General features: G+C 75.0%; 20 protein-coding genes. 11 read left to right on the plus strand and 9 right to left on the minus strand.

Annotated elements, in window-relative coordinates; all coding sequences use genetic code 11:
• Positions 1–96: 96 nt before the first annotated feature.
• Both IFT45_RS09835 and IFT45_RS09840 read right to left on the minus strand, forming a co-directional pair.
• On the minus strand, positions 97–1218 hold the full coding sequence (locus IFT45_RS09835; RefSeq protein ID WP_167261044.1) for a Gfo/Idh/MocA family protein: 1122 nt from the start codon (positions 1216–1218) through the stop codon (positions 97–99).
• On the minus strand, positions 1215–2048 hold the full coding sequence (locus IFT45_RS09840; protein ID WP_192127936.1) for a sugar phosphate isomerase/epimerase: 834 nt from the start codon (positions 2046–2048) through the stop codon (positions 1215–1217). Before IFT45_RS09840 ends, IFT45_RS09835 begins: the two co-directional genes overlap by 4 nt.
• 274 nt (positions 2049–2322) lie before the next feature.
• Between IFT45_RS09840 and IFT45_RS09845 the strand changes: the two genes are divergently transcribed.
• Together IFT45_RS09845 and IFT45_RS09850 are read left to right on the plus strand one after the other, a co-directional pair.
• Positions 2323–2847, plus strand: coding sequence for an SRPBCC family protein (locus IFT45_RS09845; protein WP_167261040.1), 525 nt, complete (start codon positions 2323–2325; stop codon positions 2845–2847).
• A gap of 466 nt (positions 2848–3313) precedes the next feature.
• The gene (locus tag IFT45_RS09850; RefSeq protein WP_197982347.1) at positions 3314–5905 is read left to right on the plus strand and encodes a glycoside hydrolase family 3 protein; all 2592 of its coding nucleotides are present in this window, start codon (positions 3314–3316) and stop codon (positions 5903–5905) included.
• 378 nt (positions 5906–6283) lie between these two features.
• Here the strand turns inward: IFT45_RS09850 and IFT45_RS09855 are convergent, their stop codons facing one another.
• Positions 6284–6877 (minus strand): TetR/AcrR family transcriptional regulator, encoded by a 594-nt coding sequence (locus tag IFT45_RS09855; protein WP_185230779.1) that lies wholly within the window; start codon positions 6875–6877, stop codon positions 6284–6286.
• Between the two features lie 182 nt (positions 6878–7059).
• Between IFT45_RS09855 and IFT45_RS09860 the strand changes: the two genes are divergently transcribed.
• A complete protein-coding gene (locus IFT45_RS09860) occupies positions 7060–8109 on the plus strand; it encodes a TerC family protein (protein WP_056058291.1) in 1050 nt (349 codons plus the stop codon).
• Between the two features lie 217 nt (positions 8110–8326).
• Positions 8327–9274: a glutaminase A gene (glsA, locus tag IFT45_RS09865; protein WP_192127938.1), complete on the plus strand. Its 948-nt coding sequence runs from the start codon at positions 8327–8329 to the stop codon at positions 9272–9274.
• 118 nt (positions 9275–9392) lie between these two features.
• Here glsA and IFT45_RS09870 read toward each other — a convergent pair whose 3' ends face one another.
• Positions 9393–9875 (minus strand): hypothetical protein, encoded by a 483-nt coding sequence (locus tag IFT45_RS09870; RefSeq protein ID WP_192127940.1) that lies wholly within the window; start codon positions 9873–9875, stop codon positions 9393–9395.
• 185 nt (positions 9876–10060) lie between these two features.
• Between IFT45_RS09870 and IFT45_RS09875 the strand changes: the two genes are divergently transcribed.
• The gene (locus IFT45_RS09875; RefSeq protein ID WP_192127942.1) at positions 10061–10477 is read left to right on the plus strand and encodes an arsenate reductase ArsC; all 417 of its coding nucleotides are present in this window, start codon (positions 10061–10063) and stop codon (positions 10475–10477) included.
• 96 nt (positions 10478–10573) lie between these two features.
• Here the strand turns inward: IFT45_RS09875 and IFT45_RS17845 are convergent, their stop codons facing one another.
• A complete protein-coding gene (locus IFT45_RS17845) occupies positions 10574–11134 on the minus strand; it encodes a TetR-like C-terminal domain-containing protein (RefSeq protein WP_192127944.1) in 561 nt (186 codons plus the stop codon).
• Positions 11127–12011, minus strand: coding sequence for an alpha/beta fold hydrolase (locus tag IFT45_RS09885; protein WP_192127946.1), 885 nt, complete (start codon positions 12009–12011; stop codon positions 11127–11129). Before IFT45_RS09885 ends, IFT45_RS17845 begins: the two co-directional genes overlap by 8 nt.
• Before the next feature lie 236 nt (positions 12012–12247).
• Between IFT45_RS09885 and IFT45_RS09890 the strand changes: the two genes are divergently transcribed.
• Positions 12248–12421 carry a CsbD family protein gene (locus IFT45_RS09890; RefSeq protein WP_192127949.1) on the plus strand — a complete coding sequence of 58 codons (174 nt, stop codon included), beginning with the start codon at positions 12248–12250 and terminating at the stop codon, positions 12419–12421.
• 199 nt (positions 12422–12620) lie between these two features.
• On the opposite strand, the gene IFT45_RS09895 is transcribed toward IFT45_RS09890, so the two are convergent.
• On the minus strand, positions 12621–13904 hold the full coding sequence (locus IFT45_RS09895; RefSeq protein ID WP_192127951.1) for a multidrug effflux MFS transporter: 1284 nt from the start codon (positions 13902–13904) through the stop codon (positions 12621–12623).
• A gap of 693 nt (positions 13905–14597) precedes the next feature.
• On the opposite strand from IFT45_RS09895, the gene IFT45_RS09900 reads away from it, so the two are divergent.
• On the plus strand, positions 14598–14912 hold the full coding sequence (locus tag IFT45_RS09900; protein ID WP_082514660.1) for a Dabb family protein: 315 nt from the start codon (positions 14598–14600) through the stop codon (positions 14910–14912).
• Between the two features lie 49 nt (positions 14913–14961).
• Positions 14962–15423: a hypothetical protein gene (locus tag IFT45_RS09905; protein WP_192127953.1), complete on the plus strand. Its 462-nt coding sequence runs from the start codon at positions 14962–14964 to the stop codon at positions 15421–15423.
• Positions 15424–15489: 66 nt separating this feature from the next.
• Here the strand turns inward: IFT45_RS09905 and aqpZ are convergent, their stop codons facing one another.
• Together aqpZ and IFT45_RS09915 are read right to left on the minus strand one after the other, a co-directional pair.
• Complete coding sequence (gene aqpZ, locus IFT45_RS09910) at positions 15490–16284, minus strand: aquaporin Z (protein WP_192127954.1); 795 nt, start codon at positions 16282–16284, stop codon at positions 15490–15492.
• 94 nt (positions 16285–16378) lie between these two features.
• A complete protein-coding gene (locus tag IFT45_RS09915; protein WP_192127956.1) occupies positions 16379–16849 on the minus strand; it encodes a phage holin family protein in 471 nt (156 codons plus the stop codon).
• 282 nt (positions 16850–17131) lie between these two features.
• Here IFT45_RS09915 and IFT45_RS09920 point away from each other — a divergent pair, with 282 nt between their 5' ends.
• The 3 genes from IFT45_RS09920 (at position 17132) to IFT45_RS09930 (ending at position 21792) form a co-directional block, all read left to right on the plus strand.
• Positions 17132–19081: an S-layer family protein gene (locus tag IFT45_RS09920; RefSeq protein ID WP_192127958.1), complete on the plus strand. Its 1950-nt coding sequence runs from the start codon at positions 17132–17134 to the stop codon at positions 19079–19081.
• Between the two features lie 183 nt (positions 19082–19264).
• Entirely contained in the window at positions 19265–19924 is a 660-nt protein-coding gene (locus tag IFT45_RS09925) for a hypothetical protein (protein ID WP_192127960.1), read from the plus strand.
• Positions 19924–21792, plus strand: coding sequence for a sodium:proton antiporter (locus IFT45_RS09930; RefSeq protein WP_192127962.1), 1869 nt, complete (start codon positions 19924–19926; stop codon positions 21790–21792). The genes IFT45_RS09925 and IFT45_RS09930 overlap by 1 nt, the downstream gene beginning before the upstream one ends.
• Positions 21793–21830 lie beyond the last annotated feature (38 nt).

The following is a 21830-nucleotide window of genomic DNA, read 5'->3' on the forward strand; positions in this document are numbered from 1 at the left end:
TCAGGACGGGAGGACGCCGAGGAGGCGCGGTGCCGGTCGTCCGGACACCGCGCCTCCTCGACTCCGGGACGGCCTCGGCCGCCCTCCGCCCGCGACCTACAGCGTCGCCGCGGCCGGGTCCCAGCCCTCGGGCAGGGGCGTCGGCTTCGGCACCGACGACGTGACGTCGACGGGCGAGCCCTGCTCCGCCGCGGTCGAGACCGCGAGCAGCACGTCGAGGACGTGCGCCGCGACCGCGCCGCTGGCCTTCTCGTCGTCGCCGCCGCGGATCGCCCGCGCGAGGTCGACGACGCCGGAGCCGCGGCCCCAGAACGAGCCGGAGGCGGTGAGCGTCTCGGGCTCCTCCTGGCCGAACCGCCAGAGGGTGGAGTCGCCGTCGAACATGTTGGGGTCGGGCAGCACGATGGTGCCCTCGGTGCCGCTGATCTCGACGAAGCCCATGCGGGGCAGCGCGTTCTGGAAGCTGAACGTCGACTGCGCCGACTGCCCGCCCTCGAAGCTGATCAGCGCCGCGTGGTGCGTCGGCACCTCGACGGGGAAGGTCTCGCCGGCGCGGGGGCCGCTGCCGATCGTGCGGCGCTCGAACGACTTCGACGAGACGGCCGACACCCGCGAGGCCGAGCCGAAGGCGTGCACGAGGGTCGTCACGTAGTACGGGCCCATGTCGAAGAGCGGGCCGGCTCCGACCGCGAACAGGAAGTCCGGGTCCGGGTGCCAGGCGTCGGGGCCGGGCACGTGGAACATCGTCGTCGCCGTGAGCGGCTCGCCGATGTCGCCGCGGCCGATGGCGCGGAGGGCCGACTGGATGCCGCCGCCGAGCACGGTGTCGGGGGCGCACGCGACGCGCAGGCCCGCCTCCCGCGCGGCCGAGAGCAGCTCGGCGCCCGACTCGGCGTCGAGGGCGAGGGGCTTCTCGCTCCAGACGTTCTTGCCCGCGGCGACGATCTGGCGACCGACCTCGGTGTGCACGGCCGGGATCGTCAGGTTGACGACGATCTCGATGTCGTCGCGCGACAGCAGCTCGTCGACGGTGCCGTGGGCGGCGACGCCGTACGTGGTGGCCTGCGACTCGGCCCGCGCGAGGTCGAGGTCGGCGACCATGCGCACCTCGACGTCGCGGAACTTCGTGAGGTTCTCGAGGTACTGCGAGCTGATGTTGCCGGCGCCGATGACGCCGACGCCGACCACGCCCGTGCGGCCCGTGCTGCCCCCGCTCACGCGGTGACCCCGTCGGTGCCGTCGAGCTGCGTGGTGTCGTTCTCCTGCAGCCAGGCGAACGACTCGGCGATGCCGGCGAAGACGTCGCCCGAGTAGGCGTCGAACTCGACGACGCGCAGCGCGTGCGGCGCGGCCTCGAGGATGGCGCGGACGTCGACGTCGCCCTGGCCGGCCGGGGTCTGGTTCTCGAACGCGGCCTTGAGGGCGTCGGGCACGATGAGCGCGCTCTCGCTGCTCGGCAGGGCGGTGGCGATGTCGCCGCTGACCTTGCCGTCCTTGATGTGCAGGAACTGCACGCGGTCGCCGAGCTGGCGGAGCAGCGCGGGGGTGTCCTGGCCGCCGACGGTGGCCCAGAAGGTGTCGAGCTCGAGGACGACCTCGGGTGAGAGCTGCTCGACGAACGAGTGGTAGATCGGGCGCCCGTCGACCTCGTTCGTGAACTCCCACTGGTGGTTGTGGTAGCCGAAGCGGAGGCCGTGCGAGGCCGCCTGGGCGGTGAGCTCGTTGACGCGCTCGGCGATGCGGGCGGCGTCGTCGGCGGTCTGCCAGCGGTCGCTCGGGATGAACGGGTCGATGACGGTCTCGAGGCCGATCTGCTCGGCGGCGGCGAAGATCTGCTCGGCGTCGTCGGAGTCGATGACGGCGGCGTGGCCGGAGGGCGCGGTGACGCCGGCGGCGCTGAGCGCGGCGGCGATCTCGGCGGGGCGCTCGGCGAAGCCGTAGGGCTCGACCTTCGTGAAGCCGATCTCGGCGAGGCGCGCGACGGCCCCGTCGAGGTCCTCCGCGACGGCGTCGCGCACGCTGTAGAGCTGGACGGACGGTGTGCTCATGGGGATGCTCCTTCGTATCCGGTGGTCTGCGGCGCGTCACGGTGCGGCGGCCCGTGCTCATTCTGCTACTTCTGTCGACCGACATGCAAAAGTCGTCGTCCGATCGGCAGGATCAGGAGGCGCGGGTCCCGCCCCCAGGGAGGCGCGGGTCGGGCCGAGCGCGGGGGCGCGGGTCGGATCGACGGCGGGCCACGGAGCCGGGCGCGGCGGGACGTGACCCAACCGGGGGCGAGACCGACCAGTCGACCGGGCCCGCGACTCCGAATCCCTGCCCATGACGACGACAGTCAGCGCGACCCGTGAGGCCGTCACCACCGCACCGGTCGACCGGGCCTTCGACATCGGCACTCCCCTGACGCCGGTGGGGTTCTACCCCCGGTCGGGTCCGCTGCCGGGCGTCGTCGCCGTGCACGACCAGACGGGCGGCTGGGGCACGCCCGGCCAGACGCGTCGGCTGCAGCTGTCGGACGGCGGCTCGGTCACCGAGACGATCGTCGAGGTCGACCCGCCCGGCACCGGGCCGGCCGACCGCGTCGGGGCGTTCACGTACGAGCTGAGCGACTTCCGCGGGCCGCTGCGGCTGCTCGTCCGCAGCGGGCGGGCGGAGTGGTGGTACAGCGCCGGCGGGGCGAGCGACGGGTCGACCCGCGGCCGCGGCACGCGCATCTCGTGGCGCTACACGTTCCGGGCGCGGCGGGGGGCCGGGCTCGTGGTGCGGCTCATCGTCGGGCTGCTCTGGGGGCCGTACATGGCGAGGGTGCTGCGCGGCATCGCGCACGAGCTCGACCGCCGCGGCTGAGGGCGCCTGCCGGGCCCTCGGCCCTGCCTGCCTTCGCAGGAGCGGCGGCCGTGACGACGGGCGAGTCCGAGTCGGACGGGCGCTCGTGACCGCCCGCCCGGGTCGCTCCCGCCCGTACTCCCGCCCTCACCGTCGGCACGGGGTGCCGATCGCAGCTCCCCGAGCCCGGCCCCGGCTCCGGCTCCGCGCCTCATCGCGCCGCCCGGGAACCACGGTCCAGGATCGCTGATCCACTCCGGAGTGGATCAGCAGACCCTTCGCATCTCGCACCCCCGCCCTGCTCCTCCACTCCAGAGTGGATCGAGCTTTCTCGGCCGGCCGCTCCGACCCTCACCCCACCCACCCCCAACCCCCGCACCCCCGCGCAGCGCAACTTCCTGAAGTCGGCTTGACTTAAACCGAACGGGGGCTTTAGCTCAGCTGTGCCCCTCCGATGGGGGAGGGGCGAGCCTACGAAGGAGTAGACATGCGATCACTGACGCACGGTGCCGGCCGCAGGGGCCGGGCACTCGGCGTGACGGCGGGAGGGGCGCTCGTCGCCTCGCTCGCCCTGGCCGCGACGCCGGCACCCGCCGCCCTCGCCGCCGACCCGGCCGCCGGCCCGGGAGCAGCAGCCGCTGCCCAGCCGACCCTCGAGTCCCGCTCGACCGAGATCATCACCGTCGACGGGCTGCAGTTCCGCGACCTCGACCGCAGCGGCGACCTCACGCCCTACGAGGACTGGCGGCTCACCGCCGACGAGCGCGCCTCCGACCTCGTCGCCCGCCTCGACCTCGACCAGCGCGCCGGGCTGCTGATGCACGCGAGCCTCACCGGCCGCGGCACGTACGACCGGGCCGCCTTCGACCCGCTGCTGCGCGACCGCCACATCTCGACCTACATCTCGCGCCTCAGCATCGGCGCGGGCGCCCTCGCCGAGCAGCACAACCAGCTGCAGGAGGCCGCCGAGGCGGAGCCCTTCGGCATCCCCCTCAAGATCAGCACCGACCCCCGCAACGGCTTCAGCGTCACCGAGGGCCAGACGGTCTCGAACGCCGACTTCACGCCCTTCCCCGACGCGATCGGCATGGGCGCCGTGGGCGACCCCGCCGCGACCCTCGCGATGGGCGAGATCATCGGCGACGAGTACCGCGCCGTCGGCATCACCGAGGCGCTCTCGCCCCAGGCCGACCTCAGCACCGAGCCCCGCTGGACCCGCCAGAACGGCACCTTCGGCTCCGTCGGCGAGACCGTGAAGGACCACGTCGGCGCCTACGTCGAGGGCCTCCAGGGCGGCACCGACGGCATCACCGACGAGGGCGTCGCCACGGTCGTCAAGCACTGGGTCGGCTACGGCGCCCAGGTCGACGGCTACGACAGCCACTATTACTACGGCCGCTACGCGGCCTTCCCCGGCGGCGACTTCGCCGAGCACGTCGTGCCCTACGAGGGCGCGTTCGACGTGGACGCGGCGGGCATCATGCCGACGTACTCGATCCTCAAGGACCTCGAGGTCGTCCCCGGCCAGGGCCCGATCGAGCAGGTCGGCGCCGGCCACAACGAGTTCCTGCTGCAGGACCTGCTGCGCGGCACGTACGGCTTCGACGGCGTCGTGACGAGCGACTGGGGCATCGCCAACGACTGCCCGCAGGCGTGCCTCGACAACCGTCCCCCCGCCTCCTTCGTGGGCCCCTGGGGCGCCGGCATGCCGTGGGGCGTCGAGGGCCTGAGCCTCCCGGCGCGCTACGCCAGCGCCATCAACGCGGGCGTCGACATCATCGGCGGCAGCGACAAGCCGCAGTACATCGTCGAGGCCGTCCAGACCGGGCTGCTCAGCGACGAGCGCGTCTCCGAGGCCGCCCAGCGCGTGCTCTCGCAGAAGTTCCAGCTGGGCCTCTTCGAGGACCCGTACGTCGACCCGGCCGCCGCCGACGAGATCGTCGGGAGCGCCGCCTCCCGCGCGGTCGCCCTCGACGACCAGGCCCGGTCGCTGACGCTGCTGTCGAACGACGTCGTGCCCGCGACCGGCGCCGCGGCTCTGCCGCTCGGCGACGCCGAGGGCACCGTCGCGCCCGGCACGACCGTCTACCTCTCCGGGGTCTCCGCCGAGGCCGCGACCGCGGCCGGCCTGACGCCCGTCGCGACCCCCGAGGAGGCGGACGTCGCGATCGTGCGCCTCACCGACCCGCGCGGAGGCGACGACCTCACCGACCTCGACTTCACCGGCACCGAGACCGATTTCCAGGCCCTGCGGGCGGCGCACGCCGCCGGTGCCCTGACGATCGCCGTGCCGCAGCTGTCGCGCCCGCTCGTGCTGGGGAACGTCGTGGAGTCGAGCGACGCCGTCCTGGGCGCCTACGGAGTCTCGGACGAGGCGCTGCTCGCCGTGGTCACGGGAGCCGCCGAGCCCGAGGGGCGCCTGCCCTTCGAGCTGCCCTCGTCGATGGCCGAGGTCGACGCGCAGCTGCCCGACGTGCCGAACGACACGGCGACGCCGCTCTTCGCCTACGGCTTCGGCCTCAGCTACGGCGACGCGGGCGAGGAGCCCACGCCCGGCCCCGGCGAGCCCGGTACCCCCGGCACGCCCGGCGGCCCCGGCACGCCCGCTCCGTCGCCCTCGCCCGCGCCCGGCACGGGGACGACCGTCCCGGTGCCCGACGCGCAGCTGACCGACGCCGCCCGCGGCTCCGTGTCGGTGCCGGCGACGGCGCAGCGCGGACAGCGCATCACGGTCGACCTCGGCGCCGCCGGGGCCGGGCGTGAGGTGGCCGTCTGGCTGCACTCGGAGCCCGTCGTGCTGGCCCGGGCCACGGCCTCGGTCGACGGGAGCGTGCAGGTGACCATCCCGGCCGGCACGACGCTCGGCACGCACCGCGTCGTGGTGCAGGCCGCCGACGGGTCGCTGTACGGCTGGGACGACCTCCGCGTCGTCTCGGGAGCGACCGCCGCCGACGGCACCCCGCTCGCCTTCACCGGCGGCGACGCCCTGCCCGGCATCGTCGGAGGAGCGCTGCTCGTGCTGCTCGGCCTCGCACTCGTCGTGATCCGCCGCCGAAGGGCTGCCGGAGGCGCGAGCTAGGTTCCCGGGGCCGCCTCCGGCCCCAGCTCACCACCGCCGACGCCGGCCGCTGCCCTCGGGCACGGTCGGCGNGCGCCGGCTCCGGCTCCGAGAAGTACGGTCTGGAATCGCTGATCCACTCCAGAATGGAGGACGACCCCGTCACAGGACCCGACCGCCACCCGCTCCTCCACTCCGGAGTGGAGCGCCCTTCCTGGAAGTCGCTCCCGCGCGCGTCCCCACATCTCGTCCCGCTCCTCCACTCCGGAGTGGAGGGGCCTTTCTGGACCGTCACTTCCTCGCAGCCGGGGCGGGGCGCCGTCACGACCCGCGACTCCCCCGTCCCGGCCGCGGAGCGCAGCGCACGCCACCCAGCGGCCAGCGGCCTGCGTCCAGCCCTCAGAGCGAGCGGCGCACCGCCTCGACGAGCAGCCCGAAGTCGTCGGTCATGTGCGACCGGGCGCCCGTGAGCTGCTGGAACTGCAGCCCGTCCATCACGGCGAGCAGCACGCGGGCGAGCCCGTCGAGGTCGTCGTCCGACCACGCACCGCCCTCCGTGCGCAGCGACCGGAGGTGCGCCGCGAGCGACGCCGAGATCCCGTCGTACCGCTCGGCCATGCGGTCGCGCAGCGGGTGCCCGGGCGACACGCTCTCGCCGAGCAGCACCGAGAAGAGCCGCGACCACCCCGGGTCGGAGGCGTTCAGCGCCACGAGCTGCTCGAGCGCCTCGAGGTGGTCCGACCTGCCGCGCCCGGCCTCGACGATCGAGCGGCCCCGCTCGCTGCCGTCGGCGAGGACGGCCTCGAGCACGTCCTCCTTCGTGGCGAAGTGGTAGAGCAGACCGGCGTGGGTGACCTCGGCGCGGGCGGCGATCGCGGCCATCGTCGCTCCGCGGAAGCCGACCTCGGCGAAGACGGCGCGGGCCGCGTCGAGGATGTCCTTCCGACGGCGCACGCCGCGGCTGTTCGGCACGGGCCCGGGCGCGGTGGTCACGAGGCCACGGTAGGGGACACGCCCGTGCAGGCACTGCAGCTTCTCAGGAGGCTGGGGGCTACCTGCGAGCAAGCTGACAGCGCCTCCGACCTACTGTCGAGGAGCAGAACACCCGCCCTTCCCCGTCCGCGCGCCCGCACGGACGTCGACCCGCACCCTGCCCGAGACCCGCGGAGCACCCCGTGAACATCACCCTGACCACCTGGCTCATCACGATCGGCGTCACCATCGCCTTCTTCGTCTACGAGTTCTTCACCCACGTGCGCAAGCCGCACGAGCCCACGATCGGCGAGTCCGCCCGCTGGTCCGCCTTCTACATCGGCCTCGCGCTGCTGTTCGGCGTCGGCATCGGGTTCACGAGCGGCTGGGGCTACGGCGGCGAGTACTTCGCGGGCTACCTCACGGAGAAGGCGCTGTCGATCGACAACCTCTTCGTCTTCCTGCTGATCATGACCGGCTTCGCCGTGCCGCGCATCTACCAGCAGAAGGTGCTGATGATCGGCATCGTCATCGCCCTCATCATGCGCGCCGGCTTCATCGCCGCGGGCGCCGCGCTGATCGAGAACTTCTCCTGGGTCTTCTACATCTTCGGCGCCCTGCTCTTCGTGCTCGCGTACCAGCAGATCAAGGGCAGCCACGGGGGCAACGCGGCCGACAACGCCTTCGTCAAGATCGCCCGGCGGGTGCTGCCGGTGCACGACGAGTTCGTCGGCGACAAGTTCACGACCAAGATCGACGGCAAGCGCTTCGTCACGCCGCTGCTCCTCTGCGTCATCGCGATCGGCTTCGTCGACCTGGTCTTCGCGCTCGACTCGATCCCGGCCATCTACGGCCTGACCGAGGAGCCCTACATCGTCTTCACCGCGAACGCCTTCGCGCTGATGGGCCTCCGCCAGCTGTTCTTCCTCATCGGCGGCCTGCTCGAGCGCCTCGTCTACCTGTCGCAGGGCCTCGCGGTCATCCTCGCCTTCATCGGCCTCAAGCTCGTCTTCCACGCGCTGCACGTCAACGAGGTTCCCTTCATCAACGGCGGCGAGCCGCTGCTCTGGGTGCCCGAGATCCCGATCTGGTTCTCGCTGCTCTTCATCGGCCTGACGATCGCCGTCGCCACCGTGGCGAGCCTCGCCAAGACCCGCGGCGACGCGGAGAAGGCGAAGCGCGAGCGCGTCGAGGGCGAGCCCATCACCCACGCGCACGACGACCACGCCGACGGAGGCGCCGGCCGCCACTGACGTCGCGGCGGTGCGCATCCGCACCGCGCGCATGCACCGCACGCACCCCCGGGAGGCGCGGGTCGGCCCAGGCCGGCACCGCGCCTCCCGCACGTGGTCCCGCGGGCCCGCCCCGCGCCTCCCGCACGTGGTCCCGCGGGCCCGCCCCGCGCCTCCCGCCCGGCGCCCCGCCGGACCGCCGCGGGCCGCCGCGGGCCGGCGCTGACAGGCTGGTCGCATGCCCACCCCCGACGACGCCCGGCGCCGTGACCTCGACCTCGACCTCGACCTCGACGACCTGCTGCGCCGCGTGCGCGGGACGACCGGTGGCGAGGTCGACGACAGCATCCCGCAGCTGGCCGACGCCGACCCCGACCTGCTCGGAGTCGCCCTCGCCCTGCCCGACGGCACGGTGCGCACCGCGGGCGACGCGGGCACCTCGTTCTCGGTGCAGTCGGCGGTCAAGCCGTTCCTGTTCGCGCTGGCCCTCGCCGACACCGGCGGCGACGCCCTCGACCGGGTCGGCATCGAGCCGACCGGCGAGGCCTTCGACGCGCTCGAGCTCGAGGCGGGCACGGGCCGCCCGCCGAACCCGATGGTCAACGCGGGGGCCCTGCTCACCGCCGCCCTCGTCGACGGCGGCGACGCCGACGGGCGTGCCGCGCGCATCCTCCGAGGCCTCAGCGCCTTCGCGGGACGCGACCTCGAGGTCGACGAGGACGTGAGCCGCTCCGAGCAGCTGCTCGGCGACCGCAACCACGCGCTCGCGCACCTGATGCGCTCCGAGGGCACGCTGCACGTCACCGCCGACGACGCCGTCGAGGCCTACGCCCGCTCGTGCGCGGTGCTGGTCGACGCCGAGTGCCTCGCCGTGATGGGCGCGACGCTCGCGCTCGGCGGACGCAACCCCATGACCGGCGTGCAGGTCGTCGACGCCGCCGTCGCCCGTGACGTGGTGTCGGTGATGGCGACGTGCGGCGTCTACGACGGGTCGGGGCGGTGGATGCGCGAGGTCGGCGTGCCCGCCAAGTCCAGCGTCTCGGGAGCGATCGTGCTCTCGGCTCCCCGCGTGCTCGGGGCCGCGGTCGTCAGCCCGCCCCTCGACGGGCAGGGCACGAGCGTGCGCGGGGCCGCTGCGAGCGCGGCGCTGAGCCGGGAGCTCGGGCTGCACGCGTTCGCGTCGTAGGGCGCGGCGCGGCGGCGGCGCGGCGCGGTGCGGCGGCGGCGAGTGGTCACGAACTGCTCGTCCCGGGCCCCGGGAGCAGCAGATCGCGACCACTCGGCCCCGACCGGCTCAGCTCAGCTCAGCGCTTGCCGCGCCCCGCGATCACCGACGCCACGGCGAGCGCCGTCGCGGCGGCCGCCGTCGCGAGCAGGGTGACGACGGCGCCCGTGCGGGCGAGCTCCGACGTGCGGTCGACGGGCAGGCGCCCGGCGACGAAGTCGTCGACCAGCTGGCCGAGGGCCGCGCGGCACTCGCGCTCGGCGGTGGGGTCGTCGAGGCGCCAGCCGGCGAGGTCGGCCCCGCCGAGCACCATCAGGTCGCGGGCGTCGACGGCGCACCAGAGGTCGACCGGGCGACGACGGACGCCGGCCACCTGCACGCGTGACTGCCAGCCGGCGACGCGACCCGCGCCTCCCGGCTGCTGGGCCGCGACGTAGCTGTGGGTGACGCGGACGCGCCCGCCGTGGCGGGCGGCCGCGTCGTCGAGGCTCTCGCGCACCCGGTCGACGACGGCGGGGCGAGCGGGCTCGGACACGGAGGTGAGGTCTCGGTCGGATCGCATCACGCCATGGTGCGCCCTCTCGCCCGGGAGCGCCACCCCGGGGAGGCGCGGGCCGGGCCCCCGAGGGAGGCGCGGGTCGAGCCGGGCAGGGAGGCGCGAGCCCGAGTCGTCGAGACACCTGCGCCGCGTATCATCGCCCCGGCCCGACCCCGACCCCGACCCCGACCCCGACCCCGGAGACCACCATGACCGACGCCCCCGTCGCCCGCCCCGCCGTGCTCTTCGTCTGCGTGCACAACGCCGGCCGCTCGCAGATGGCCGCCGGCTGGCTGCAGCACCTCGCGGGCGACCGCGTCGAGGTGCTCTCGGCCGGCAGCGAGCCGAAGGACCAGATCAACCCCGTCGCCGTCGCCGCCATGGCCGAGGTCGGGGTCGACATCGCCGGGGCGCAGCCGAAGGTGCTGACGACGGAGGCGGTGCGCGACAGCGACGTCGTGGTCACGATGGGCTGCGGCGACGCCTGCCCGGTCTTCCCGGGCAAGCGCTACGAGGACTGGGAGCTCACCGACCCGGCCGGCCGCGGCCTCGACGAGGTGCGTCCGATCCGCGACGACATCCGTCGCCGCGTCGAGCAGCTCGTCGCGGAGATCGCCCCCGCCTGACCCGCCACCCGCCCCGCGCGCCGAGTGGTCACGATCTGCTCCTCCCGAGCCCCGGGAGCAGCAGTTCGTGACCACCCGGTGCCGCCGGGCGCCGGCTCACCAGGCGGCGAGCGCCGCCACGACGTGCTGCACCGCACGCCGCCAGCTGCGCTCGAGGTCGACCGGCAGCGCGAACGCGCCGCTCGTCTCGAGCGACACGAACCCGTGCAGCGCCGCGCGGAGGAACCGGGTCGCGTCCACCGCGTCGTCGCCGTCGAGACCGTAACCGTCGAGGGCGGTGTAGACAACGCTGGTGGCGCGCTCCGAGACGGCGAGGTCGTCGGCGTCGCCCTCGCGGGGCGCCCGGACGGTCAGCGGGTACTGCCCCGGGTGCGTCAGCGCCCACCGGCGGTACGCGTCGGCGAGGGCCGCGACGGCGTCGTCGCCCGACCGGCCGACCACCGCGTCGCGCAGGGCGTCGGCGAGGGCGCCCTTGGCGAGCAGCACGAGTCCGCGGTGCAGCCCGGGCAGGCCGTCGACGTGCTTGTAGAGCGAGGGCGCGCGCACCCCGAGGCTGTCGGCCACGACCGCGAGGCTGAGGGAGTCGCCCGGTCGCTGGTCGAGGAGCTCGCCCGCCCGCTCCACCACGACCGCGCCGTCGAGCCCTGCCCTAGGCACGCGAGCCCTCGCCGCCCTGGTCCGCGGCGCCGTCGGTCGCGCCGGCGACGGGACCGCCCGCGGTCGGGAGCCCGCGCAGGAAGCCGACGACCGCCTCCGTCGTGATCTCGGGCTGCTGCACGTGCGGGTAGTGGCCGGCGTCGGGCACCATGACGGCCCGGCCGTGGAGGGCGTCGGCGATCCAGCGGGCCTCGGCGGCCTGGTCGCGGAAGTCCGGGTCCTTCTCGCCCATGACGACGAGCGTGGGGGCGGTGACCGCGGCGAGCGCCGCCTCGGCGGGGGCGTGGTCGGTGCGGGTCGTGAGGCTGAAGGCGCGGGCGTGGGCGTGGCGGCGCATGCTGGCGAGGGCGCGGGCCTTCTCGGCGGCGAAGTCGGCGGGCTTGGCGCCCGAGTAGAGGGTGGGGAGGTAGGCGCCCCACGTCGTGGCGACCCAGGGGCGGGCCATCGTGACGCGGAAGAGCGCCGTGACGACGCCGCTCACCGGGGGGTTGCGTACGAACGGCCCGACGAGCACGAGGCCGCGCACGAGCTCGGGGTGCTCCGCCGCGACGATCACCGCGGAGCCGGCCGACATCGAGTTGCCGACCACCACGGCGGGCTCGCCGAGCTCGCGGATCAGCGCCTCGACGTCGCCGGCGGTGTCGACGTCGCCGTAGCTGCGGAAGCCGGCGTCGCTCTCGCCGTGGCCGCGCAGGTCGGTGGTGACGACCGTGTGCCCGGCCGCGACGAGGGCCGGGGCGAGGAAGCGGTACGTCGAGCGGAGCTCGCCCATGCCGGGCACGAGCACGACGAGCGGGCCGTGGCCCTGCACGTCGTAGGCGATCGATCCCTCGCCGAGGCGGTCGAGGCGGCGGGTCTCCGTGGTCTGCGTCATCATGTGGCTAATCTACGTAGCCATTTGGCTAATGTCAATAGCCAGTCTCGAGGAGGCGCGGTGCGGGTCGGCGGGAGGCGCGGTGCGGGTCGACCGGGAGGCGCGGCCCGGGCCCCGCTCCTGGCCACCGGACGCACCCGGGCTGTGAACCTGCCGGGCAGACAGGCCCCGCGACTCCGCCCGGCCTAGCGTCCAGGTCAGCCGACGTTCGTCGGCACCCACTTTACGAAGGAGACGTCATGTCGCTCGGAGACAAGGCAAAGGACGCAGTTCAGAAGGTCGCCGGACACGCCGAGGAGGCCGCCGGCAAGAAGACCGACGACGCCGAGCTCACGCACCAGGGCCAGAAGGACCAGGCCATGAGCGAGGCGCGCATGGAGACCGAGAAGGCCAAGGACGCGACGGACCACTAGTCCCGCTCCCCCGGTGCTCGCGCACCGGGTGCCCGGAGGGCCCGGCGTCGTCGCAGACGCCGGGCCCTCCGCCGTGCCGGGCGCGCCCGGCGTACCGCCGAGTGGTCACGATCTGCGCTTCCGCGCCCGCGTGAGCAGCACATCGTGACCACTCGGCCCTGCGGGGCCGGGCCCCGCCCCGCCTCCTGACCCGCGACTCCTACCCGCGGTCGCCCTGCGGCGCACCGGGCCGTGACGCCCACAGCTGCACTCCGAGCCCGACGGCGATGAAGCCGAGCATCAGCCCGCCCATCGCGACGGCCGTGCCGCCCAGCGCGCCGGCGAGCGGGGTGGCCGCGCCGCCGAGGCCGAACTGCAGCCCGCCGACCAGGGCCGCCGCCGTGCCGGGGGCCCGGTGCCCGAGCGCCTGCGTGAGCGTGATCGAGCCCGGGATCACCCAGCCCCACCCCGCCGTCACGAGCGCGAGCGCCGGCCAGATCAGCGCCGGCCCGGCCCCCGAGACGGCTCCGACGAGCACGAGCGCCGACCCGACGGTGCACGTGGCGAGGCCGATGGTGAAGAGGCGGTCCTCGGCGAAGCGGCCGACGAGGCGGCGGAAGACGAGGGTCGACGCGATCATGCACGACGCGTTCGAGGCGAAGACGAGCGTGTAGAGCCCCTCGCTGAACCCGTACTGCTGCTGGAAGACGAACGACGACGTCGAGATGTACGAGAAGAAGCCGATCGTCGCGGCACAGCCGGTGACGAGGTACCAGCGGAAGCGCGGGATCCCGAGCAGCCCGCCCATGCGGCGCAGCGAGGCGCCGAGCGAGGCTCCGCCGGGGGGAGGCGCGGTGAGGGTCTCCGGCAGCTGTCGCCACGCCGCGACGGTCAGCCCGGTGCCCAGCACGGCGAGCAGCGCGAACGTGGCGCGCCACGACCCCGCGGCGAGCACGAGCCCGCCGATGAGCGGGGCGACGACGGGCCCGACCGAGTTGATCGCGGCGAGGGTGGCGAAGAGGCGGCTGCGGGCGACGCCGGTGGTCGAGTCGCCGACCATGGCGCGGGCGGCGACGCTGCCGGCGGCGCCGCCGAGGCCCTGCACGACGCGGGCGAGCACGAGGGTCGTCGAGTCGGGGGCCAGGGCGCAGGCGAGGGAGGCGACGGCGAAGAGGGCGGTCCCGGCGAGGAGGACGCGCCTCCGGCCGGATCCGTCGCTGAGCGGCCCGACGACGATCTGGCCGACGGCGAACGCGACGAGGAAGGCGGTGAGGCTGAGCTGCACCTGCGCCGTCGACGCGTCGAGGTCGGCCGCGATGGCCGGGAGGCCGGGGATGTACATGTCGGTCGCGAAGGGCGAGATGCCGACGATGAGGCCGATGGTGAGGACGGCGCCGCGGCGGGGCGCCCAGCGCGGGGCGGGGTCGCCGGCGGCGGGGTCGCGCGGGTCGCCGGGTTCGCCGGGGCCCGGGTCGCCGGGGCGGGTGACGTCGTCGTCGCTCATCCGGGCCCACCGTAGTCGGGGCGGGCGCCCCCTGCCCCGCCGCGCACCCCGTCTTCGCACCGGCACCCCGCCGCGGCAGGGTGCCCGTGCGAGAACGGGGTGCCCGACCCGAGACGCACTACGTCGTCGCACGCGAACCACGCCGCGGCCTGGTTCGTCGGCGAAGACATGGTTCCTCGAGCGGGCTCGGCTGCCGCACGCCGCGCACGGCAGGAGGCGGCACAGTCCAGATCCGCCGATCCACTCCGGAGTGGAGGAGCGGATCTGGACCGCCCCTCGCAGGCACGTGAGACCGCGTCACCCTGCGCCACGATGCGCCACGCCCCCTCGCGACCCGATCTGGCCCGGCCCTCGCCGCCTCCCGCGCCTCCCGCCCCTCCGTCGTCACCCCCGCCCCTCCCACCCCTCCCACGCCGCCTCCCGCCCCTCCCACGTCGCCCCCGTCCGCACACCCCGTCCTCGCACACGAACCCCGCCGCGGCGGGGTGCCCGGGCGAGAACGGGGTGCCCGACCCGAGAGGCACCACGTCGTCGCACGCGAACCACGCCGCGGCCTGGTTCGCCGGCGAAGACGTGGTTCTCCTGCCCACCGACGAAGGAGGGGGGCGCGCGCTCCCTGCCGCCGTCCGGGCGGGAGGCGCAGGATCGACGGAGGCGCCGAGCGAGTCGGCGCCGCAGACGAGAGGAAGACCCATGGCGTTCGGAGCAGGAGAAGTGGTGCACGTGGTGCTGGTCGAGTGGGCGGAGTCCGCCGGGGCAGACACCGCCGAGCAGGCGAGCGCGCGGTCGACCGAGAAGCTGACGTCGATCGACGGCGTGCTCTCGGTGACGAGCGGCCCGAACATCGGCGACGAGGACCTGCAGGGCGGGTTCGACTGGATGCTCGCGGTGCACTTCCGCGACAAGGCGGCCCTCGACGGCTACCTGCCCGACCCGCAGCACGTGGAGGTCGCGACGTTCCTGCAGGAGTCCGCGGCCCGCATCGTCGTCTTCGACGTCGCCGCGTAGCCCGAGGCCACGAGGAGGCGCGGGTCGAGACCCCCGCTAGGCTCACGCCGTGCAGCCGGTCACCCCGCCTCCCGGCCCCGCGCACCCGCAGGCCCCAGCCCCGGCGCCTCACCACCGCGCCGCCCGGCTCCTCCGCTGGCTCTGGATCGCGGGCTTCGCCGTCGGCACCACGACGCACGTGGCCGATCTTGTCGTCGGGGGCGCCGACGCCTACGCCGGCTTCCACCCCGCCCTGCGAGCCTTCTGGATCTCGCTGACGCTCTGGGACCCGCTCGTCATCGTGCTGCTGCTGCTCCGGCGACGTTCGGGGATCGTGCTCGGGCTGATCGTGATCCTCGCCGACATCGCCGTGAACTGGTCGGTGATCGCGGTGGTCGGCGGCATCCCGGTGTGGGGCGCGGTGGACCAGACGGCGTTCGCTGTCCTGCTGCTGGCGAGCGCCCGCCCGCTCGCCCGCTGGTTCGCGCACGACCGGCCGACTCCGGGGCCCGACCGGCACCGCGACTCCTGACCTGTCTCCGCCCCGCGCCGCCCCGCCCCCGGCGAGGCCGCCGGCCGGCCGGGGCCGCACGTCACCTCACGCCGCGCGGCGCAGCGCCCGGTGCGCGACCCCGGCGACGACCGCGCCGACGAGCGGTGCGACGACGAACGCCCACACCTGGCCGAGTGCGTCCGGTCCCGCGAAGACCGCGGCGGCGATCGAGCGGGCGGGGTTCACTGAGGTGTTGCTGACCGGGATGCTCACGAGGTGGATCAGCGTGAGCGTGAGGCCGATCGCGAGCGGCGCGAGGGCCGCGTACTCCTTCTTGGCGGTGACCGAGAGGATGACGCCGACGAACACGGCCGTCAGCACGACCTCGATCAGCAGCACGGCGCCGAGGCCGAAGCCGCCGGGCGAGAGCTCGCCCCAGCCGTTCGAGGCGAAGCCCGACTCGCGGGCCGCGGCGAACGCGCCGGCGGGGCCGTCGGCCACGACTCCGGCGACGACGGCCGCGCCGGCGACTCCGCCGACGATCTGCGCGACGACGTAGCCGGGCACGTGGCGCCACTCGGTGCGCCCCGCGACGGCGGCGCCGACCGTGACGGCCGAGTTGAAGTGCCCGCCGGAGATGTGGCCGACGGCGTAGATGCCGCCCGTCACGCTGAGGCCGAAGGCGAGCGCGACGCCGAGGAACCCCACGCCCAGCGCGTTGCCGTCGTCGGGGAACGACGACGCGAGCACGGCCGTGCCCACCCCGCCGAGCACGAGCAGGAAGGCACCGAACGCCTCCGAGGCATACCGCGCCCCGCTCGACCAGGTCTCGGCGTGCTGCGTGCGCTGCTCGGAGGTGGATCGGCTGACGGGCTTCGGGTTCTGGTCCTGGCGTGCCATCGGGGTGCTGCTTCCTGTGTTCGGGGGTCGGGTGGGGTGGAACGGGTGGAGGTCAGGGGGAGGCGCGGGTCGCCGGTCGCGGAGCAGCCGCGCGCTAGTCGCGCGCAGCCCCGCCGTCGCGGTCGCGGTCGCCGTCGCGGTCGCGGTCGCGGTCGCCGTCGCGGTCACCGCCGTCGCGCTCCGCCCCCCGGCGCCCGCCGAGCTCGGCGATCGTGTCCCTCGGCACCGGCGGCACGCCGCGGCTGACCGCGGAGACCCCGACGCGGACGACGATCGCCGACACGACGGCGAAGGCCCCGAAGGCGATGAGCGTCGCGGCCCAGAGCGGCAGCGCGACGGCGATCGCGGTGACGACGGCGGCCGCGAGCAGCCCGACGGTCACGACGGCGAGCACGGCGCCGACGCCCACGAGCACGAGGCCGGTGCGCGCGCTGCGGGCGCGGTCGGCGACCTCCCGCTGCGCCTTCCCGATCTCGGTGCGAACGGCGCGGACGATCGGCTCGATCGCCCGGCTGCTCAGCTGGTCGCGCAGGCGCGGGGCCTCGCGGGTGTCGTCGTCAGACATGGGTTCCTCCGGGGTCGCGGCCCTGCTCGCCCGCCCTCCCCTCAGGAGGCGCGGTGCAGGACTCCCCTACATGACGCGTCCCGCTCACCACCGGTCACGCGCCTCCGGCCCCCTCCCAGCTTCGGCCGCCCCGGCACTCGTCACCCGGCCAGCGCGACCGCGCATCGGCGGAAACGAGACCGCACCGGTCACCCTCGCACTGGGGGTGACGACACCGTGAGAAAAGCTTAGATTCGGCGGACCGGTGCCGATCAGGGGCACCCTGTTGCGAAGGAGCAACACATGCGTTCTGTCCTGCGTTCGCGGACCGCGGCGATCGGCGTCACCGCCGGCCTCGTCCTCGGCTCGTCCGTCCTCCTGGCCTCACCAGCCTCCGCCGCTCCGGGCGACGCCACGGCCCTCGGCGCCGGCGTCGCGCTGACCGGCACCGTCCCCGGCCTCGTCGCCCTCGACGCGACGGCGGCCGTCGGCCTCGTGACCGCCGGCACGGGCGGCGCGCCCGGGGCCTTCGACAGCCAGGGGTCGACCCTCGCGACGGTCCAGGGCGGGGAGGTGACCGTGGGCGCGGTCAGCACCCGCGCCTCCAGCACGACCACCGGCTCGTCGGCGTCGTCCGACGTGGCGGGCGCGGCGGTGTCGCTGCTGGGGATCGACGTGCTCACGGCCGACGCGGTCACGGCCGACGTGACCTGCCCGGTCGGCGGCGGCGGCACGACCGCGGACGCCGGCCTGGTCGGCCTCGCCCTCTTCGGCACCGCGGCGACCCTCGACGCGACCACCCCGACCGTCTCGGCGAGCGCCGCGCTGGCGGGCGACCTGCTCGGTGCGACGCTGACCGTCGACGTCAGCCGCGTCGAGCAGGCCCGGTTCGGCAGCGCGACCGCCACGTCGATCATCGCTGCCCTCACCCTCAACGGCACCGTCGGCGCCACGACGATCGTCGACGTGCCGCTCGGCACGGTCACCCTCGCCTCGGCGGCGTGCGAGTCGCCGACCGCGGGCGCAGCCGCGCAGATCACGGCGACGGGCATCACGCCGGTCGTCGGCCCGACGAGCGGCGGCCAGGTCGTCACGATCACGGGCACCGGCTTCACGCCCGACACGACCGTGACGTTCGGCACGCTGCCGGCGACCGCGTTGACCGTGGCCGCCGACGGCAACTCCCTCACGGCGACGACCCCCGCCTCCCCCGCGGGCCCCGTGACCGTCACGGTCACCGAGCCGACGGCGGGCACCGCCGAGCTCGCGTACACGTACGTCGCGCCGGCGATCACGGCGATCGACCCGGTGCAGGGACCGGCCGTCGGGGGCACGACGGTGACCCTGACGGGCACCGGCCTCGACACGACCACGGGCGTCACGTTCGACGGCACCCCCGGCACGGTCGTCTCGGTCTCGCCCGACGGCACGCAGGTCGTGGTGACCAGCCCGGCCGGCACCGGCGTCGCCGAGGTCGTCCTCACCGCCCCCGCGGGAGTGACGACGACCGCACCGAGCCCCTTCGTCTACGTGAGCCCCGGCGGCCCCGCCGTCGTCTCGATCTCGCCGACGGCCGGCCCCACGGCGGGCGGCCAGACGGTGGTCGTCTCGGGCACCGGCCTCGCCGGCGTGACCGACGTGACCTTCGGCGGAGTCGCGGCGACGATCGTCGGGACCCCCACCGACACGCGCGTCACGGTGGTGACCCCGGCGGGGGTCGCGGGCCCGGTCGACGTCGTCCTGGACGGCGCTGACGGGGCCGCGGTGCTCGAGGACGGCTACACGTACCTCGCGGAGCCCGGAGCGGCCTCGGTCGACCCCGGCTCGGGCTCGACGACGGGCGGCGACACCGTCACGGTGATCGGCGGCCCGTTCGTGCCCGGAGCGACGACGGTGACGATCTGCGGAGTCACGATCCCGGCCACCGCGGTCACGGTCTCGGCGGACGGCACCCGCCTGACGTTCGTCACCCCGGCCTGTGTCGCCGGGGCCACGACGATCGTGGTGACGACGGCGGGAGGCGCGTCCGACGCGCTGCCGTTCACCTACGTCGCGCCCGCCGCCATCGTCCCGGCCGGGGGCGACCGCGTCGTTCCCCGCCCTGCCGGCGGCACCCGCGCCTCCGGCCTGGCCTACACGGGCTCGGACGGCACAGGCGGCGTGCTGCTGGGCTCGGCGCTGATGCTGACGCTCGGCACGGCGCTGCTGGTCGGCGCCCGCCGCCGGGCCGCGCGTGACGGCGGCGCCGAGTGACGGCGGCGCCGTGATCGTGGCGCGCTGACCGCGCTGCACCGACCTGCCGGGCGGGCAGGGGCCTCGGCCCCGTGAGCCCCGCCCGGCGCACGACCGGAGGGCCTCGCTGCATCAGCGGGGCCCTCTAGGTGTGTGCCGGGGGATCGCGCGGACCGACCGCCGGAGCGTCCCTAGAATCAGCGCATGCCTTTCGACGAGTGGTACGACGACGCCACGAAGGAGGCCGCGACCGCGCGGGTCCTCCAGCGCAGGATGACCAACCCGGGCGACCGCAACGTGCTCACGGTGGTCTCCGACGAGTTCAGCGTGCCCCGGCAGACCCTGGCCGACTGGGTCGAGGAGGCGTCGCCCGAGTCCGCGGCCGCGCCCAAGAAGCCGCGCCCCAAGTTCTCGCAGGTCGTCCGCACGTCGAAGCCGGCCCCGGCCCTCGAGGAGGCGCCCCCCGCCGGCGAGGACGCTGACGACGAGACGGTCGCCGCCGAGGCGGAGCCGACCGGCGCGGAAGAGCCGACCGCTGAGGAGTCGGTGGTGACGGAGGACGACGCCGAGCCGGCGCCCGCGACGGAGGACACGGACGAGCCCGAGCTCGAGCCGGAGCCCGAGCCCGATCTGGAGCCGACGGACGACAAGCTGGACCAGGACGACGCCGAGGACGAGGACGACCTCGACACCGCCCCCGACGCGGAGCCGACACGCGACCCGCACCCCGCCTCCCCCGCTCCTGTCTCCCCCGCTCCCCCCGCCCCCGCCGGCCGTGCCGCCGCCCTCGAGGCCGAGGCCGCCGCGCTCCGGGCCGACGTGAAGGCGCTCGTCGCCGCGCTGCGCATCCTGCTCGAGGCCTGATGGAGGTCACCGAGCTGCTCGCGGTGCTCATGACCGCGCTGCTCGTGATCGCGGCCGCGACGCTCGTCGGGCCGCGCCTGAGGGTCGCCGCTCCGCTGCTGCTCGTGGCGATCGGGGTGGGCGCGAGCTTCCTGCCCGCGTTCGCGGCGGTCGAGATCGACCCCGAGCTGATCCTCGCCGGGGTGCTGCCGCCGCTGCTCTACTCGTCGGCGGTGTCGATGCCGGCGATGAACTTCCGGCGCGAGTTCGGCGCGATCAGCGGCCTGTCGGTCGTGCTGGTGGTGGCGAGCGCCCTCGTGCTCGGCGTCTTCTTCATGCTGGTGCTGCCCGACCTCGGCTTCGCGTGGGGCGTGGCGCTCGGCGCGGTGATCAGCCCGACCGACGCGGTCGCGACGTCGATCGTGCGGCAGACGTCGGTGTCGAAGCGGGTGGTCGCCATGCTCGACGGCGAGAGCCTGCTCAACGACGCGACCGCGCTGGTGCTGCTGCGGACGGCGATCGTGGCGACCGCCGCCTCCTTCTCGGTCTGGGGCGCCGTCGGCACGTTCGCGTACTCGGTCGTCGTGGCCCTGGTGATCGGGCTCGTCGTCGGGGCGGCGAACCTCGCGCTGCGGCGGAGGGTGACCGACTCGACCGTCAACACGGTGATCTCGTTCGCGGTGCCCTTCGTGGCGTCGCTGCCGGCGAGCGCCGTCGGGGCCTCCGGGCTCGTGGCGGCGGTCGTCGCGGGCCTGGTGACCGGGGTGCGGGCCCCGCGGGAGCTGTCGCCGCAGAACCGCCTCTCCGACTCGCAGAACTGGCGGACGGTCGAGCTGGTGCTCGAGGGTGCGGTGTTCCTGACGATGGGCCTGCAGATCCGGTCGATCGTGGTCGACGTGCAGGAGGACCACGCCGGGGTGGCGCCCGCGCTGCTGATCGCGGTGGGGGCGCTGGTGCTGACGATCGTGGTGCGGGCGGCGTACGTGGCGCCGCTGCTGCGGGTGCTGTCGGCGAGGGCGCGGCACGCCGAGGCGATGCAGCCGCGGGTGCAGAGCATGCACGAGCAGATCCGCACCGAGGGGGCCGTCGGGCCCTTCGCCGAGATGAACCGGCGCGGTCGCTCCGGCCCGTCGCAGCTCGCCGCCGAGGCCGGGCCTGAGGGAGTCGCGGTGCCCGCCCCCGCGGAGGTCGCGTCGCCGTCCCCCTCCCCCCGTCTCGGCTCCGGAGGCTCCCGCACGGCCCCGCCCCGCGCCTCCCGCACCCGGTCGCGGCGCACGTCGTCGCGGACGCCCTCGCAGCGCACCCCCTCGCGGCGCACCCCCTCGCAGCGGACCCTCGACCAGTTCACGAGGCGGGTGACGCAGGGCCTGGCCGACATCGAGTACTTCCTGAGGCAGCCGCTCGGCTGGCGGGACGGGACGGCGGTCGTCTGGGCGGGGATGCGCGGTGCGGTGACGGTCGCCGCGGCGCAGACGCTGCCGGAGGACACGCCGCAGCGTCCGGTGCTGGTGCTGATCGCGTTCGCGGTGGCGGCGCTGTCGTTGCTGGTGCAGGGCGGGACGGTCGGTCCGTTGCTGAAGCGGCTGTCGCCGCCGGTCGACGAGGCCGAGCTGCACGAGCGCAACGAGTCGGAGCGGACGAGGATCTTCGAGCTGATGCGCGCGAGCGGCGACGCCGTGCCGGCTCCCGAGGCGCCGGTGCTCGAGCGCTCGAAGGAGGCGTTCGACGCGTCGGTGGCGCACACGCTCGCGATGCTGGCGGCGCAGCGGTCGGCCTTGCTCGACGCTCGCGACAACGGCCTCTTCGACGCCGACGTGCTGGCCGACGCCCTCGCGAACCTCGACGCCTCGGAGATCGCGATCGTGCTGCGCGGGCGGCTCGCGGACTGACCGCGGACCTTCCTGACCACTCGCCGAGGCACGAACCA

The organism is Frigoribacterium sp. CFBP 13707 (assembly GCF_014842245.1).
Lineage (GTDB): Bacteria > Actinomycetota > Actinomycetes > Actinomycetales > Microbacteriaceae > Frigoribacterium > Frigoribacterium endophyticum.

Bases quoted from the DNA above. Each gene is read 5' to 3' on its own strand.
- IFT45_RS09840 (WP_192127936.1), bottom strand. From the start codon at position 2,048: ATGAGCACACCGTCCGTCCAGCTCTACAGCGTGCGCGACGCCGTCGCG.
- IFT45_RS09845 (WP_167261040.1), top strand. From the start codon at position 2,323: ATGACGACGACAGTCAGCGCGACCCGTGAGGCCGTCACCACCGCACCG.
- IFT45_RS09850 (WP_197982347.1), top strand. From the start codon at position 3,314: ATGCGATCACTGACGCACGGTGCCGGCCGCAGGGGCCGGGCACTCGGC.
- glsA (WP_192127938.1), top strand. From the start codon at position 8,327: ATGCCCACCCCCGACGACGCCCGGCGCCGTGACCTCGACCTCGACCTC.
- IFT45_RS09870 (WP_192127940.1), bottom strand. From the start codon at position 9,875: ATGCGATCCGACCGAGACCTCACCTCCGTGTCCGAGCCCGCTCGCCCC.
- IFT45_RS09875 (WP_192127942.1), top strand. From the start codon at position 10,061: ATGACCGACGCCCCCGTCGCCCGCCCCGCCGTGCTCTTCGTCTGCGTG.
- IFT45_RS09885 (WP_192127946.1), bottom strand. From the start codon at position 12,011: ATGATGACGCAGACCACGGAGACCCGCCGCCTCGACCGCCTCGGCGAG.
- IFT45_RS09890 (WP_192127949.1), top strand. From the start codon at position 12,248: ATGTCGCTCGGAGACAAGGCAAAGGACGCAGTTCAGAAGGTCGCCGGA.
- IFT45_RS09895 (WP_192127951.1), bottom strand. From the start codon at position 13,904: ATGAGCGACGACGACGTCACCCGCCCCGGCGACCCGGGCCCCGGCGAA.
- IFT45_RS09900 (WP_082514660.1), top strand. From the start codon at position 14,598: ATGGCGTTCGGAGCAGGAGAAGTGGTGCACGTGGTGCTGGTCGAGTGG.
- aqpZ (WP_192127954.1), bottom strand. From the start codon at position 16,284: ATGGCACGCCAGGACCAGAACCCGAAGCCCGTCAGCCGATCCACCTCC.
- IFT45_RS09915 (WP_192127956.1), bottom strand. From the start codon at position 16,849: ATGTCTGACGACGACACCCGCGAGGCCCCGCGCCTGCGCGACCAGCTG.
- IFT45_RS09920 (WP_192127958.1), top strand. From the start codon at position 17,132: ATGCGTTCTGTCCTGCGTTCGCGGACCGCGGCGATCGGCGTCACCGCC.
- IFT45_RS09925 (WP_192127960.1), top strand. From the start codon at position 19,265: ATGCCTTTCGACGAGTGGTACGACGACGCCACGAAGGAGGCCGCGACC.
- IFT45_RS09930 (WP_192127962.1), top strand. From the start codon at position 19,924: ATGGAGGTCACCGAGCTGCTCGCGGTGCTCATGACCGCGCTGCTCGTG.